Below are 15,137 nucleotides of genomic sequence, written 5' to 3'. Positions count from 1 at the left end.
GGATTTTCGGTATACTACCTCTTCGCCTTTATGTTCCCTGACGGTACAGCGATAGCGTAACTCGCCTTTGCTGGTCTTACGTTTTTCTATTGTGTAGCCGGCCATAGATACCTCGTGGAGTACAGCTGCCCCATGAAATGGTGGGGCAGATATGGGGCAGGTTCAATCAACAAATGTCTGGAAACACCCGCAAATGACTCAGAAACAAATCAGTGAAACCCCCGTTAAATCAGGCTCTGAGGCCATATCTGGCAAGCCTGCCCACCGCCAGACATTCTCGATTGCCCCCATGCTGGACTGGACCGATCGGCATTGCCGTTATTTCCACCGTCTGATGACCCGCCAGACCTTGCTCTATACCGAGATGGTGACCACGGGCGCTATCATCCATGGCAAAGGGGATTATCTGGGCTATAGCGAGCAGGAGCATCCCATCTCACTGCAACTGGGTGGCAGCAACCCGGCGGATCTTGCCCACTGCGCCAGACTGGCACAGGAGCGCGGTTATGACGAGATCAACCTCAACGTGGGTTGCCCGTCGGATCGGGTCCAGAATGGCCGCTTCGGTGCCTGCCTGATGGGCGAACCCGCGCTGGTGGCCGACTGCGTCAAGGCGATGCGCGATGTGGTCGATATCCCGGTGACGGTCAAGACCCGCATCGGTATCGACGATCAGGACTCTTACGAATTTTTGCAGGCCTTTATCGAGCAAGTTCGCGACGCCGGTTGCGATACCTTTATCGTGCACGCCCGCAAGGCGTGGCTGAGCGGCCTGAGCCCGCGTGAGAACCGCGAGATCCCGCCGCTCGATTACCCGCGCGTCTACCGGGTCAAGCAGGATTACCCCGAGCTGACCATCGCCCTCAACGGTGGCGTCACCTCCATGGAGCAGACCCTCGAGCATCTGCAGCATGTCGATGGCGTGATGATGGGGCGCGAAGCCTATCAGAATCCCTATATCCTGGCGCAGGTGGACAGCCAGCTGTTCGGCCTGACGGGCGACGTTCCTAGCCGTCATGAGGTGGTACGGATGATGCTGCCCTACATGGAGCAGGAGCTGGCCAAGGGCAACTACCTCTCCCACATGACCCGCCACATGCTGGGGCTGTTCCAGAACATGCAGGGTGCCCGTGCCTGGCGTCGTCACCTGAGCGAAAACGCCTGCAAACCGGGTGCCGGCATCCAGGTCGTACTGGATGCCATGGCCAAGGTGCCGGAATTCGCCAGCGCCGACTAGGTGGAATAATCCTGTATCGCTTCACTGGTTTATGGCTGCACAGGGAGCCGCAGCTGGGCTGACCCTTAACCCGTTCCCGCCCACCAATGAAAAAGCCGGTAACACCTGGTGTTACCGGCTTTTCTATGCGTGGCCATCGCGCTGACGTTACGCCCCCTTGTCCACAAACTGCAGTTCGGGTGCAAATGACGTCAGCACATCGGCACAGTAGTCCCAAGTCGAGATGCGATAGTGCTGCAGATCCTCGTCCAGATGAAGCCCCTCCGATTCCTGATGGAACCAGCTGGCAAAACGGGACGGGGTGATGAGCTGGATCTGCTCCTCGATGGCATGACTCTCCTTGCCTTCCGACAGATCGCAATCCTCCATGACCCGCACCGCGAAGATATGGCGAAAGTAGACCCGGCACAGGATCTGGGGCGGCAGATCTATGCTTCGCGCCCGACCCAGCATGACGGTCAGAGAGTCACTCCAGATATCCTGATGCAGTTCGGCCACAACCAGGCCTGGGGGGAGTTGGCGGGACGGAGCCCAAGGTACGGCAACCTGCCGAATGGCATTTTTCTGTTCCATCATCCACCTCACTACGGCGCACGCCATATCTTGAGTGTATCTGAAACAAATTCCGCTGACGATGGCAATAAAAAACCCGGCTGGCGCCGGGTTTTACACGATTACTTGACGGCGTCTTTGAGCGCCTTGCCTGCCACAAAGGACGGCACATTCGCGGCTGCAATCTGGATTTCTTTACCAGTTTGCGGATTACGACCGGTACGGCCCGCGCGATGGTTCACCTTGAAGGTACCAAAACCCACCAACTGCACAGCATCGCCTTCTTTCAGGCTCTGGGTAATACCATTGATGATCTCTTCCAGAGCAACTTTGGCCTGAGCTTTGCTCAGATCGGCTTTGGCGGCAATTGCATCGACAAGTTGAGCTTTGTTCATAACATTTCCTTTATGATCGGGCATTTAGCACCGGGCCACTCTATTCAAAAAAAAACACTCAGGCAAAGGCTTTATCAGCCAGGTTGGCTTGAATGCTGGGGTTTTCATCAAGATCTGCGGAAATAGTCACAAATCTCACCCCTTCGTTATCGCGATGGATTGGAAGAGGAGAGCACGTGATGGCGTCTTGTAGCCAAAACACCATCAGATGTAACAATATCCCCATACACCTATTGACGGTCAACAGGATTTTCCCTAGTTATAGGGAGTGTCGTCAGTCAATAAGAAAGGCCGGAGGCCTGTAGCGATAGCACTCCATGCCTATGCCCCACGGAGGGATTATGTTAACTGAACTGGAACAAACCAAACGCGCATTGGCAGGAAAGCATCGGGCTATCGATGACTGGCTGGATGCCAGGCAGGCTCTGCTGGTTGAATACATGCGGCTCGCAGGGCTGACGCCCGCCCGCACCAAACAGCGCTCACTCCCCGGCCATGTCGAACTGCAGCGTTTCTGCGAGCAACTGGTCGATTACGTCAGCGCCGGCCACTTCGAGATCTACAACCATGTGGTCACCGCCTTCGAAAAAGCCAGCGGCGACAAACTGGAGCTGGCCAAGCGCATCTATCCCAATATTCGGGCATGCACCGAATTCGCACTGGAATTCAACGACAAGTACAGCAACGCAGATGAGGCTCAGTTGCTGCTGCTGGATGAAGATCTGAATCAACTCGGCCCGGTACTGGAGGATCGCTTCAAACAGGAGGATCGGCTGGTCAAGGCGTTACAAGTGGTGGAATCACTCAGCACCCGACAGGTTTGATATCCAATTTCGGAGCCAGTTCAAGATCCTGATGCGCAAGGTACATTACACTCTGTTATGACCTTTAGCACCAAACCCTATTGCTGACAGGAGATGAGAATGTCCGAGCGTCGCCGTTTTTCACGAATCCTCTACTTGACCATGGCCGACCTCGTCCAGGGCGATAAGATATGGCGTACCCAGCTGGTGGATATATCCCTCCAGGGGGCGCTCTTGATCCGGCCCGATGGCTGGGAGAGCAACGACAACAAAGAGTATGAACTGGGCTTCGTCCTGAGCGGCAGCGACATCGAGATCAAGATGCAGGTCGAACTGACCCATGAGGCCAGCAAGAAGCTGGGATTCTACTGCCACCATATCGACATCGACAGTGCGACCCACCTCAAGCGGATGGTAGAGCTCAACGTCGGAGATGAAGAGCTGCTCCATCGTGAACTGGAACAACTGCTAAACGAGCATCTGGAACACCCTCATCCCTGAGAAACCCTCCAGATGCAATAGAAAGGAGCGCCGATGGCGCTCTTTCTTTATTGCCTGGATTTATTGCCGAGATCTGTTACATCCACGTTTTAAAACGCGGCTGCATCCATGGTCACAAGGCTTCCAGCGCATCTGCCAGTTTTTTCACCGGCACCACTTCCATCCCCTCGATAGGGTGCTTGGGTGCATTGGCATAGGGCACTATGGCACGGCGGAAGCCGTGCTTGGCGGCCTCCTGCAGCCGTTCCTGACCGGACGGTACTGGCCGGATCTCGCCGGACAGGCCCACCTCACCAAACACCACCAGATCCTTGGGCAAGGCCTGATCTCTAAAGCTGGAAACCATGGCCAGCAACAGGGCCAGATCCGCACTGGTCTCTTCAACCTTGACGCCCCCCACCACGTTGATAAAGACATCCTGATCCGCCATCTGCAGCCCGCCATGACGATGCAGTACAGCCAGCAGCATGGCGAGACGGTTGTGATCCATCCCCACGGCCACCCGGCGCGGGTTGGATAGCTGGGAGTAGTCCACCAGTGCCTGCAGCTCCACCAGCAGCGGTCGGGTACCCTCCCAGATCACCATGACGATGGAGCCGGGGGCCTGCTCCTCACCCCGGCTGAGGAAGATAGCGGAAGGGTTGCTCACCTCGCGCATGCCCTGCCCCGTCATGGCAAACACACCGAGTTCGTTGACGGCACCGAAGCGGTTCTTGTGGGAACGCAGAGTGCGAAAGCGCGAATCGTTGGCGCCATCCAGCAATACAGAACAGTCGACACAGTGCTCCAGCACCTTGGGACCAGCCAGGGTGCCATCCTTGGTCACATGGCCCACCATGAAGATGGCGACGTGATTCTGCTTGGCGTAACGGGTCAACAGGGCCGCGGCCTCCCGCACCTGGGAAACGGAGCCGGGAGATGACTGAACATCGACCACATGCATCACCTGGATGGAGTCGATGACCATGATCTGCGGCTGCTCCTGCTGAGCTATGATGCAAATCTGCTCGACACTGGTCTCGGACAGCATGCGCAGCTTGTCGGTAGGCAGCCCCAGCCGGCTGGCACGCATCGCCACCTGCTGCAGCGACTCTTCCCCAGTCACATAGAGAGTCTTCATCCGCTCAGCCAGACCGCACATGGTCTGCAACAGCAGGGTAGACTTGCCCGCCCCCGGATTGCCGCCAATCAGAATGGCCGAACCTGGCACAACGCCGCCACCGAGCACCCGATCCAGCTCCTTGAAACCGGAGGAAAAACGGGGGATCTCTGTGGTGGCGATCTCCGCCAGCGTCTGAACCTGACTGCCGATGGCGCCGGCGTAGCCGGTGTAGCGGGCATGTTTGCCCGGCGTCACTGAGCCAAGACGCACCTCAGTGATGGTGTTCCACTCCTTGCATTCGCCGCACTGGCCTTGCCAGCGTGTGAAGTCGGCACCACATTCGGTACAAACATAGGCAGTTTTATTTTTGGCCATGGATAACTCGGGGACAGGATGAATTCCTGCTTGATATACTTGTTTGCGACCGACAGATCAAACCCAGAATCGGAAAAGTGACTTTCCTTGGCAGGAACACATGGATTCAGAACAACAACAGCACCTGATTGAACAGCTCATTCCTCTGCTCAGAGAAAAAGATTTCGATGACATCTTCAATCGCCTGACGCAGGACGAAAACAGCAACCGCCGTTTCCTGCTCAAGATGGAGATAAAGCGCAAATGCACCCCCTGCAGGCGTGTCATCGACATGCGCGACGAGCTGGGCGAAGAGTGCCTGGTTCATGAGTTTGAAGGGATCACCCACTTCATGCCGGCCGAGGCCATAGGCCTGTTTCAGTCCCAGTGCTATCTCTACCGGGATACCTACACCCTGGGTGTCAACGAGGCGCTGCAACATTGGCAGAAACACCCCCAAAGCAAGGGTGACGGTTCCTTGCCCCCCCCTGCCAGCCCGTTTCGCCAATACGATGTCAATCCCATCCCCTTCGCCAGCTACTACGGCCGACGTCAGGAGCGGATGCACTTCAGCTCGCCGGTGCTGATCAAGTTTCAGGATGGGGAGAAGCTGTTCGCCAAGAGCTCCGATCTCTCGCTGGGTGGGATGCGGGTATCGGTACCCTATCTGCCCAGCTATCACACCGGCGCGCAGGTCGAGGTCTTCTTCACCGGGCTGGAGCGGGATACCCCCAATCCGGTGCTGCACCAGCCGGTCGGCTACCAGATCCTCGGCGAAGAGAGCAAAGAGGGAAAATATTGGCTGCGGCTGGTGCGATCGGGTGAACAGCCAGCATTCGATGCCTTCCTCAGCGACTTTATCGACGCCAACAAGATCCGTTATCGAGTCAGCGTCGACTATCTGCTTTCCGCCGCCATCATCAAGGGATATGAGCAGTTTTACCTGCCACGGATGACTGGCATGCCGCTCTTCTTCGGCACTGGTGACAACCCCAACCTCGAGATTGCCCTGCGTACCGAGAACAACCAGCATCTACTAGAGTACTGGCGAGACGAGAAGAACCGTGACGCCCTGGCGGGGCTCTTCAGTGCCGAGCGAATGAAACAGCTCTGCCCGGCCCCCGGCACTACTGTAGAGACGCTCATCTACTGCTTTAGCCATACGGTGCGCAGCCATATCTACTTCTTCTCGGCCACCGCCGAGGAGCTGCGCCAGAGCGGCCTCACTGCGCTCTTTTTCCAGGTAGGCTCCCGCCGCCCCAGCTGGCGTGTCTACAAATTCTCGCTGGAGGCGTGCGAGTTACGGGAAGCTGACGTCGGCCAGTTGCAAGGGCTCGAGAATCCACAGCTGCAAGACATCCTGCTGCTCGAACGGCTCAAGCAGATTGGCTACTGCGGCCTGCTGCAAGACATCAGTCAGGAATCCCTGCGCGAGGAGTTCCGCCAGGAGGGGGAGTTCAGCAATAATGCCAACGAACTGCAGCGCTTCGGCCATGATCTTGGGGCCGCCCCCTACGAGATCGAGACGCTGCATTATGTGCAGTTGCGCAAAGAGGCACGCTACATCCACAAGACAGCCGTCGCCATCAAGCACAACGGGCGGGCCTGGCTTGGTTGGACCCGCGACATCTCGGCCCACGGCATGCAAATAGAGCTGGAAGAGGCGTTCGAGGGCGAAAAAGATGACATAGTCACCCTCGCCTTGCCCCGCCTGCAGGAGCTCTCCAAGAGCATGGATTTGCAACGTCTCCCCTACCGACTGGTCAGCATCAACCTGACCCGGACCATGCTGCATCTGTGTATCGAGGGGGACCCTGAGCGCCACATCGGTCGCCAATTCTTCAGCCTGTTGATCGAGAGCAACCAGAACAAACTCAAGGCAGCGCAGGAGCAGCGTCGTTACCGCGGCATGGCCAGGGCGCTGCGCAACATCTACACCCATCATATCTTCAGCACCCCCGTCTACATCAACAAACTGAAGGGCGCACCCAAGCCGGCCTCGGTAGGCCATGCCCCGCAGGATCGCAGCCTGTCACGTCTGTTGCGGGCCTGTGCCGAGAAGGGGGATCAGGACAACCTCTATCCCCTGTTCCACGGGGATCTGCTCAAGCAGCTGATCATGAACCCGCTACGCGCCATCGAACGGGAAGACAAGCCACAGGAGGAAGAGGTCTACATCGCCAGTCTGCGCACGCCGGCCGGCTTGCCCGTCTTCTCCAGCCGGCTGGCCAGCAGTTTTCAGGACATGGCGGAAAAACGCAGCTTCATCGAGCTGGCACTGCGTCAGGGGGAGTTTTATTCGGTGCTGGTTGGCATTTCTCGCACCGGCCGACCCGATACCAACTTCATCGCCAACGAGCTGGATTACATCGCCAAGTTCGCCATCCACAAGGCCAGGAAGCTGGAGGAGGAGCTGTGGAGCGTGGTGGGTGTGGGTGAACTAACCGATACCAGCCAGGCCACCCTGTTCCGGCTCGGCATCACCCCGCCCATCAATTGAGCGGCAACTCATGCCAATGAACCGGCCCAAGCGCGGATATCGACCAGGCAAACCAGCCTGGTCTAGCCATCACGCAGTCTGCGGGTTGAGCAGCCACGCGAGGATCTGCGGGAAGTGATCCTCTTGTGCCTGTGGCGCCGTCAGCATGTTGATGTGATCGTAATCGAGCCGGTTGCCGTTGTCCTTGCCAAGCCGGGTGTGGCGTGTGGCAGACCCCATCTCGGCACTGAAGCGACGCACGTCGGTCGGGTGCCCCAATACCTTGTCAGCCTTGGCTGAAATCATCCAGAGCGGCGGCCAGTTGACCCTGGCCGCCGCTTCGTCATAGGCAAAGCCGTCGTGCGGATCCTGCCAGGGGCCGCACTTGATCCAGGGGATAGTCTCCTGCAGGTAGCGCAGCGACTCGTCATCAGCCCCCATCTTCAGGCTGCGGGCAGCCAGAAAACCGCTGCGCCGCGCCAGCCAGGGCGCCAGCCGATTCCAGATGATATCCACCTTCAACCAGCGTTCCGGGTTCTGCACCGAGATGCCACGCTTGGTACCAAAGAACACCAGGCTGGCGATCTGCACGGCCAACTCAGGCAAACGCACCAGGGTCGAGGCCATGATGACGCCTCCCCAGGAGTGAGCCATCCAGTGCAGCCTGAAGCCGGCATGGCGCGCCGCAATCCAGCGGTGCAGGGCCGGCAGATCCTCGGTGATCAGCTCGTGCTGGCCATGCCCGGCTTGTACGGCAATAGCCGGGGTGCTAAGACCCCGGCCGCGCAGGTCGGCCACATAGACCTGATAACCGTGGCGCGCCAGGAAACAAGCAAGCCCCTTGCCCGATTCGGTATAGAAGATACGGCCATTCTCGATGGCACCATGCACCATCAGGATCGGCTCAGCATGCACGGCGACCCGTGGCTGAATGTGGCGCACGTGCAGCTGGTGCTCACCACAGGGAATAAACAGGGACTGCTGTAACAGTTCCATCACTATGCCAGGTCCTCCATGACATGGGGCAGGTAACTCAAGATCCGTGACGATCCCAACGGCGATCGCGACAGGCAAGGGCACCGAGCAAACAGATGACCCCTTCCAAATCATGATGGTTGAGGGTGGCGGCCGCCTGGGCCCGTACCAGCGGCTTGGCGTGGATGGCAATGCCAAGAGCGGCCACCGCCATCATCTTGAGATCGTTAGCACCATCGCCGATGGCCACAGTCTGGGCGGCAACAATGCCGTACTCCTGCGCCAGCTGCTGCAATACCTCGGCCTTGACGCTCGCATCGACTATGCGCCCACTCACCTTGCCGGTCAGTCGCCCCTCCTCAACCGCCAGCTCGTTGGCGAAGATGGCGTCCAGCCCCAACACCTGCTGCAGCTCGCCAGCGAAGCGGGTGAACCCCCCCGAGGCGATCGCCACCTTCCAGCCCGCCTGCTTGAGGGTATCGACCATCAGTTGCAGGCCCGGCATCCAGGGCATTTGGGCCGCCACCTCGTCGAGGATGGTGACCGGCGCCCCTGCCAGCAGGGCGACCCGATTGCGCAGGCTGTCGGAGAACTCCAGCTTGCCCTGCATGGCGGCGGCCGTCACGGCGGCCACCTGCTCGCCCACTCCCGCCAGCCGGGCGATCTCGTCGATGCACTCGATCTGGATGGCGGTGGAGTCCATGTCCATCACCAGCAAGCCGGGCTCACTCAGAGTCGGCAGCACCGGCAAATGGCAGATGTCGATGTCCCACTCCCCGGTCTTGAGCAACTGCACCAGCTCGGGGGAAAACCTGTCCGCCCCCAACAGCAGCAAGGGCACCCCGGCCGGAGTGCTCGGCGGATAGAGCTGAGCCTGCATATCCTGCGCGGCCAGCAACTCGGCCAGGCGTGCCAGATGGCGGGCGGCAAGGTGCTTGCCAAACAGCACAAGCCAGGCGCCATCCAGAGGTTTGGCGACGGGCAGCAGCGCCTGCGGCGTCAATTGCCACCAGGGGGCACTGGGCAGGCACTCTGGCCACTCGGACAAGGCAGCAGGTAATTGGGACAACAGCATAGAGATAGAGCCTTCCTTGATGATCATGAGGTTAACAACGCGGGCCCAGAGTAGCGTATTGCTTTTTATACAGGCAAGCGCCAAGATCCCGCCACCGCTCGTCGTCAGGAGGCTCAACGCTTGCGTCATCTTCCCATCAAACGTGTTCTCAGTCTGGGTGCCGGCATTTTGCTCGGCCTCTGGGTGCTCGGTGTGCTCATCCATATGCAGGGCGAGAGCCAGGCCTCGCTGCACAGCGAGGCGCGCAACCGTGCCCAGGCGCTGGTCGCCTATGCCGCCCGTGACATGAAGCGCTGGATCAAGGAAGACAAGAACAGCGAGCTGGAACGGCTGGCCCAGGATCTGGCCGCCGAGCCCGAGATCCTCGATGCCACCCTCTATGACGCCCGTGGCATCCCCCTCGCCCAATCGGACGCCGCCGTGCCACTGGACAGCCTGTTGCCCATCGGCGACAACAACAAATCGGTGCCGGAACAGGGCAAGGGCCGCATCCAGTTTGTGCAGGAGATCCTGGATGGGGAGCAGACCATAGGCTACCTGCGCATCACACTGGAAGAGCAGAAACTGCTGGCGGACAAGGACACCCGACTCAAGGTGGTGCAAGAAAAACAGCGGCTGATGCTGCTGGTAGCGCTGCTAGCCGGCCTGCTCATCTCCTACGGCGTGCGCCGCAACTACATGCGGGTACGCAAGCACAAGAAGAAGAAGAGCCCGCCCCAGACGCCCGGTCCCTGAAAAAACGGGCACACCCCAAACTGCACATATAAAAACGGCGACCCTGAGGTCGCCGTTTTGCGTGGAGCCAAAGGCTGCGGGATCAGTCACCCAGCAGCACGGAGTCCAGTGCAATTTCGATCATGTCGTTGAAGGTCAGCTGACGCTCTTCGGAGGTGGTCTGCTCACCGGTACGGATATGGTCGGAGACGGTGCAGATGGTCAGTGCCTTGGCGCCGTACTCTGCGGCCACGCCGTAGATACCGGCGGCTTCCATCTCGACACCCAGGATGCCGTACTTTTCCATGACATCGAACATAGAAGGGTCTGGGCTGTAGAACAGGTCGGCAGAGAAGATGTTACCAACGCGCACGACAACGCCCTTGTTTTTGGCGGCTTGCACAGCATTGGCAACCAGGCCAAAGTCGGCGATGGCGGCGAAGTCGTGATCCTTGAAGCGCAGACGGTTGACCTTGGAATCGGTACATGCACCCATGCCGATCACTACGTCACGCAGCTTCACGTCTTCACGCACAGCGCCACAGGAACCCACGCGGATCAGGGTCTTCACACCGTAGTCGGTGATCAGCTCTTTGGCGTAGATGGAGCAGGACGGAATGCCCATGCCGTGGCCCATGACGGAGATACGACGACCCTTGTAGGTGCCGGTGAAGCCGAGCATGCTGCGCACGTCGCACACCTGCTCGACGTTCTCCAGGAAGGCTTCGGCGATGTACTTGGCGCGCAGGGGGTCGCCCGGCATCAGTACGGTATCAGCAAAGGCGCCATCTTTCGCATTGATATGAGGAGTTGCCATTCTCTTGATTCCTTCACACTAGGTTGAGTTTTATTGTCTTTATTGGTTGCCCGCCACCGAGGTGACGGGCGGGTAAATTACAGGAAGCTGGTACCGTATTCCAATTTCGGCAAACCGTGGTAGGCCGCTATGCTCTGGCCGATATCGGCAAAGGTCTCACGACGACCGACTGAGCCCGCCTTGACCGGCTTGCCGAAGAAGAGCACGGGAATGTATTCACGGGTGTGATCCGTGCCGCCCCAGGTCGGATCACAGCCGTGATCAGCGGTCAGCACCACCACATCGCCATCTTGCAACATCGCGAACAGCTCCGGCAGACGGGAGTCGAAATACTCCAGTGCATCGGCGTAGCCTTTCACGTCACGACGGTGACCATAGGAGGAGTCGAAATCGACGAAGTTGGTGAAGACGATGGTATTGTCACCGGCCGCTTTCACCTCTTCCAGAGTGCGATCCCACAGCTCGGTCAGACCGGTACCCTTCACCTGCTTGGTGATACCCTGGTTGGCATAGATGTCGGCAATCTTGCCGATGGAGACCACCTGGCCACCCGCGTCTTTCATGTAATCCAGCACAGTGGGTGCCGGTGGCAGCACCGAGTAGTCGTGACGGTTGCCGGTGCGCTTGAAGTTGCCCTTGCCGCTGCCCACGAACGGACGCGCGATGACGCGACCTATGTTGTAGGGCTCCAGCAGCTCGCGCACTATGTGGCACAGCTCATAGAGCTTCTCAAGACCATAGGTCTCTTCGTGACAGGCGATCTGGAACACGGAGTCGGCAGAGGTGTAGAGGATCGGCTTGCCGGTACGCATGTGCTCTTCGCCGAGATCGTCCAGCACCTGGGTGCCAGAGGCATGGCAGTTGCCCAGATATCCAGGCAGACCCGCCTTCTCGACGATGGCGTCCAGCAGCGCCTGCGGGAAGCTGTTGTGGTGATCCTTGAAGTAACCCCACTCGAACAGCACGGGCACGCCAGCGATCTCCCAGTGGCCGGAGGGCGTGTCCTTGCCGGAGGAGAGCTCCTGGGCGAAACCGTAGGCACCGACCACCTCGATATCCTTCTTCAAGCCTGCCGGGAAGTAGCCGGAGGCCAGCTCCCCCGCATGGCCCAGACCCAGCTTGTTCAGGTTCGGCAGATTGAGGGCGCCACGGCCTTCAATCTCACCGGCTGCACAGGCCTTGGCAATGTGGCCAAGGGTGTTGGCGCCCACATCTCCGAACTTGTCTGCATCGGCAGCAGCGCCAATACCGAAAGAGTCCATCATCAGAATAAAGGTACGTTTCATGGGTTTTCCCCTTGTTACAAATCAGCCAGACCGATGCGACGGTAAACCTCAGGCAACGCCTGGGGCTGAGTGTCACCGATCTTGACAGCCGCCTGCACCATGCTGGCAGCCTGAGCAAATTGATCGTCAGTTTGAGCGTGGATCAGGGCAATCGGCTTGTCAGCATCGACGCTCTGGCCCAGGCGGATAACGTCGGTCAGACCGACGGCGTAATCGAGTTTGTCACCGGCAGCACGACGACCGCCGCCCATGGCGACCACGGCCAGACCCAGCTCCCGGGTATCCATGGCGGTCACGAAGCCGGCATTGGCGGCATACACAGGGCGCACAATGGCAGCCTTGGGCAGGTGACTGTCATAACGTTCCATGAAGTCGGACGGACCACCGAGCCCGGTCACCATGCGCCCGAAGATCTCGGCAGCCTTGCCGTTGTCGAGCACCGCCTGCAGCTTGCGACGGGCATCGCTGTCGTCGCTGGCCAGGCCGGCGGAGATCAGCATCTCGGCGCACAGGCTCATGGTGACTTCGTGAATGCGCGGGTTGCGGTATTCACCGGTCAGGTAACGCACCGCTTCGCGCACTTCAACCCCGTTACCGGCGCTGGAAGCCAGCACCTGGTTCATGTCGGTCAGCAGGGCCGAGGTGCGACAACCGGCACCGTTGGCCACCGCCACTATGCTCTTGGCCAGCTCTTCGGAGGCTTCGAAGGTCGGCATAAAGGCGCCGGAGCCCACTTTCACATCCATCACCAGCGCTTCCAGCCCGGAGGCGAGCTTCTTGGAGAGGATGGAGCCGGTGATCATGGCGATGGATTCGACGGTGGCGGTGATGTCACGTACTGCATAGATACGCTTGTCAGCGGGGGCGAGATCGCCGGTCTGGCCTATGATGGCGACACCGGCCTCTTTCACCACGTTCAGGAAACGATCGTTATCGACCGAGGTCTGGTAGCCGGGGATGGCATCCAGCTTGTCCAGAGTACCGCCGGTATGACCCAGACCACGACCGGAGATCATCGGCACGAAGCCACCGCAGGCGGCGACCATGGGGCCCAGCATCAGGGAAACCACATCCCCCACACCACCGGTGGAGTGCTTGTCGACAATCGGGCCGCCCAGGTTCAGGTGATCCCAGTTCAATACCATGCCGGAGTCGCGCATGGCGCAGGTCAGGGCAACCCGCTCATCCATGCTCATGTCTTTGAAGTAAACCGCCATGGCGAGCGCCGCAATCTGGCCCTCGCCGATGGTGTTGTTGGTAATGCCCTGCACGAAGAATTGAATCTCTTGGGTACTGAGCGCTTCACCGTTGCGCTTCTTTCGAATAATTTCTTGAGGCAAAAACATCCTTCATTCCCTCCGCCGTTGCTAGCGTCACATAAGCCGTTATCCCTGCCCGCGCACCATATGGCGTGGGCATAACAGGGCAAGCCACGCTCGCCCTCTCATCAACTTATTAGTAACCGCTGGTGTTGGCAGGCTTGTCGCCGTGCCCCAGCGTGGCCAGCAAGCTGGCGAGCAGGCTGGAGGCGCCGAAGCGGAAGGTACGGGCACAGACCCAATCTTTGCCGAGGATCTCTTCGGCCATGGCCAGGTACTGATCGGCAACGGCTGCATCCTTCACACCACCAGCCGGCTTAAAGCCGACTTTCGGGTTCTTGGCCTTGATCACTTCCATCATGATGCGGGCCGCTTCCGGGGTTGCGTTGACGGGCACTTTGCCGGTGGAGGTTTTGATGAAATCGGCACCGGCATCGATACAAATTTCGGAAGCGCGACGGATCAGTGCTGCTTCTTTCAGTTCACCGGTCTCGATGATCACTTTCAACAGCACCTTGGTGCCACAGGCTTCCTTACATGCTTTGACCAGATCAGAACCGATCTGTTCATTGCCCGCCATGAAGGCACGGTACGGGAACACCACGTCCACTTCATCGGCACCGTAAGCCACGGCGGCACGGGTCTCGGCCACGGCGATCTCGATGTCGTCGTTGCCATGGGGGAAGTTGGTCACGGTGGCGATGCGCACGTCGGCGGCACCGAGCTCACGCAAGGTCTTGCGAGCGATAGGAATAAAACGGGGGTAGATGCAGACGGCGGCAGTCAGGCCAGCCGGAGACTTGGCCTTGCGGCACAGGTCGATGACCTTCTGATCGGTGTCATCATCGTTCAGGGTGGTCAGGTCCATCAGGTTCAGGGCGCGTTGGGCGGCCAGTTTCAGATCAGTCATTCTGTTCTCCAAAGTCTCGATTTAATCCTGATTCCAGGGGCGAGCGCCTGCGTGTCGCAGCGCAACCAGCAAGACACGACTCCCAAGGATACGGGAATGGAATTACAGCGCGCCGCACAGGCAATGTGGCTGTAAATAAGGCAAGAGCCCTGTCACTTTCTTACAAAAGTGCGGACTTGGTTCCATGAAGACTTGAGAAGGGCCGACAACTGATGACCCGACTTCCCAATCAATTCCATTTGACCGCCAACACCCGATTTGATCGGATATTAGTCAATGCCAGCACCCTGCTGGCAATGCCTATTTCAGCCGAGATACCCCGTGTTTGCAAGCCGGATTTGCCAATTTCAGAGGTACCTCACATCTGGCAAATCCGTTACTGGAACGTGCGTTAAGAGAAGAAACGCGTGAGTATCCAGGAGTAAGCCATGCCCCCCAGATAGACTCCTACGATCCCCATCACCCCTGACAGGACGGGGGTGCCGGGATCGGCAATTTGAGGAAAGAAAACAACAAGCCAACGATAAAGCCGGCCGCTATCGCCAGTAGCACTTCATGCATATAACCTCCGATTTGACTCAATTTTTATTATTAGTTTAGGAAGGAAAACGGTTGTCA

The 15,137-nt window shown here is 58.8% G+C and carries 14 protein-coding genes and 1 pseudogene; 5 read left to right on the top strand and 10 right to left on the bottom strand.

The window, feature by feature from the left end; genetic code table 11:
* The first annotated feature begins 193 nt into the window (after window positions 1–193).
* Window positions 194–1,237 (top strand): tRNA dihydrouridine(20/20a) synthase DusA, encoded by a 1,044-nt coding sequence (gene dusA, locus GWQ22_RS12895; RefSeq protein WP_275930543.1) that lies wholly within the window; start codon window positions 194–196, stop codon window positions 1,235–1,237.
* Between the two features lie 147 nt (window positions 1,238–1,384).
* On the opposite strand, the gene GWQ22_RS12890 is transcribed toward dusA, so the two are convergent.
* Window positions 1,385–1,810 (bottom strand): hypothetical protein, encoded by a 426-nt coding sequence (locus GWQ22_RS12890; protein WP_108536199.1) that lies wholly within the window; start codon window positions 1,808–1,810, stop codon window positions 1,385–1,387.
* A gap of 101 nt (window positions 1,811–1,911) precedes the next feature.
* Window positions 1,912–2,184, bottom strand: a complete 273-nt coding sequence (hupA, locus tag GWQ22_RS12885) for a nucleoid-associated protein HU-alpha (RefSeq protein WP_005305063.1) — start codon at window positions 2,182–2,184, stop codon at window positions 1,912–1,914.
* A 341-nt stretch (window positions 2,185–2,525) separates the two neighbouring features.
* Here hupA and rsd point away from each other — a divergent pair, with 341 nt between their 5' ends.
* Together rsd and GWQ22_RS12875 are read left to right on the top strand one after the other, a co-directional pair.
* A complete protein-coding gene (gene rsd / locus GWQ22_RS12880; protein WP_108536200.1) occupies window positions 2,526–3,008 on the top strand; it encodes a sigma D regulator in 483 nt (160 codons plus the stop codon).
* 99 nt (window positions 3,009–3,107) lie between these two features.
* On the top strand, window positions 3,108–3,488 hold the full coding sequence (locus GWQ22_RS12875; protein ID WP_275930542.1) for a PilZ domain-containing protein: 381 nt from the start codon (window positions 3,108–3,110) through the stop codon (window positions 3,486–3,488).
* 112 nt (window positions 3,489–3,600) lie between these two features.
* On the opposite strand, the gene radA is transcribed toward GWQ22_RS12875, so the two are convergent.
* A complete protein-coding gene (radA, locus tag GWQ22_RS12870) occupies window positions 3,601–4,965 on the bottom strand; it encodes a DNA repair protein RadA (protein ID WP_275930541.1) in 1,365 nt (454 codons plus the stop codon).
* 100 nt (window positions 4,966–5,065) lie between these two features.
* Here radA and GWQ22_RS12865 point away from each other — a divergent pair, with 100 nt between their 5' ends.
* Complete coding sequence (locus GWQ22_RS12865; protein WP_275930540.1) at window positions 5,066–7,444, top strand: PilZ domain-containing protein; 2,379 nt, start codon at window positions 5,066–5,068, stop codon at window positions 7,442–7,444.
* A 69-nt stretch (window positions 7,445–7,513) separates the two neighbouring features.
* On the opposite strand, the gene GWQ22_RS12860 is transcribed toward GWQ22_RS12865, so the two are convergent.
* Entirely contained in the window at window positions 7,514–8,419 is a 906-nt protein-coding gene (locus GWQ22_RS12860) for an alpha/beta fold hydrolase (RefSeq protein WP_212512809.1), read from the bottom strand.
* 37 nt (window positions 8,420–8,456) lie between these two features.
* Window positions 8,457–9,473, bottom strand: a complete 1,017-nt coding sequence (serB, locus tag GWQ22_RS12855; protein WP_275930539.1) for a phosphoserine phosphatase SerB — start codon at window positions 9,471–9,473, stop codon at window positions 8,457–8,459.
* A 120-nt stretch (window positions 9,474–9,593) separates the two neighbouring features.
* Between serB and GWQ22_RS12850 the strand changes: the two genes are divergently transcribed.
* The gene (locus GWQ22_RS12850) at window positions 9,594–10,208 is read left to right on the top strand and encodes an AhpA/YtjB family protein (RefSeq protein ID WP_275930538.1); all 615 of its coding nucleotides are present in this window, start codon (window positions 9,594–9,596) and stop codon (window positions 10,206–10,208) included.
* An 82-nt stretch (window positions 10,209–10,290) separates the two neighbouring features.
* On the opposite strand, the gene deoD is transcribed toward GWQ22_RS12850, so the two are convergent.
* The 5 genes and pseudogenes from deoD to GWQ22_RS12825 all read right to left on the bottom strand — a co-directional run bounded on the left by deoD (window position 10,291) and on the right by GWQ22_RS12825 (window position 15,080).
* Window positions 10,291–11,004: a purine-nucleoside phosphorylase gene (gene deoD, locus GWQ22_RS12845; RefSeq protein WP_275930537.1), complete on the bottom strand. Its 714-nt coding sequence runs from the start codon at window positions 11,002–11,004 to the stop codon at window positions 10,291–10,293.
* Window positions 11,005–11,081: 77 nt separating this feature from the next.
* The gene (locus GWQ22_RS12840) at window positions 11,082–12,290 is read right to left on the bottom strand and encodes a phosphopentomutase (RefSeq protein WP_212512756.1); all 1,209 of its coding nucleotides are present in this window, start codon (window positions 12,288–12,290) and stop codon (window positions 11,082–11,084) included.
* Window positions 12,291–12,304: 14 nt separating this feature from the next.
* Window positions 12,305–13,636: a thymidine phosphorylase gene (gene deoA, locus GWQ22_RS12835; RefSeq protein ID WP_275930536.1), complete on the bottom strand. Its 1,332-nt coding sequence runs from the start codon at window positions 13,634–13,636 to the stop codon at window positions 12,305–12,307.
* A gap of 109 nt (window positions 13,637–13,745) precedes the next feature.
* Window positions 13,746–14,519, bottom strand: a complete 774-nt coding sequence (deoC, locus tag GWQ22_RS12830) for a deoxyribose-phosphate aldolase (protein ID WP_042036196.1) — start codon at window positions 14,517–14,519, stop codon at window positions 13,746–13,748.
* 391 nt (window positions 14,520–14,910) lie between these two features.
* Window positions 14,911–15,080, bottom strand: a pseudogene (locus GWQ22_RS12825) (DUF1427 family protein).
* Window positions 15,081–15,137: the final 57 nt, after the last annotated feature.

Origin of the sequence: Aeromonas sp. 1HA1 (assembly GCF_029237385.1) — a bacterium.
Taxonomy (GTDB): domain Bacteria; phylum Pseudomonadota; class Gammaproteobacteria; order Enterobacterales; family Aeromonadaceae; genus Aeromonas; species Aeromonas popoffii.
The sequence above is the reverse complement of the archived record's forward strand: the minus strand, read 5'-3'. Positions and strand labels throughout refer to the sequence as shown.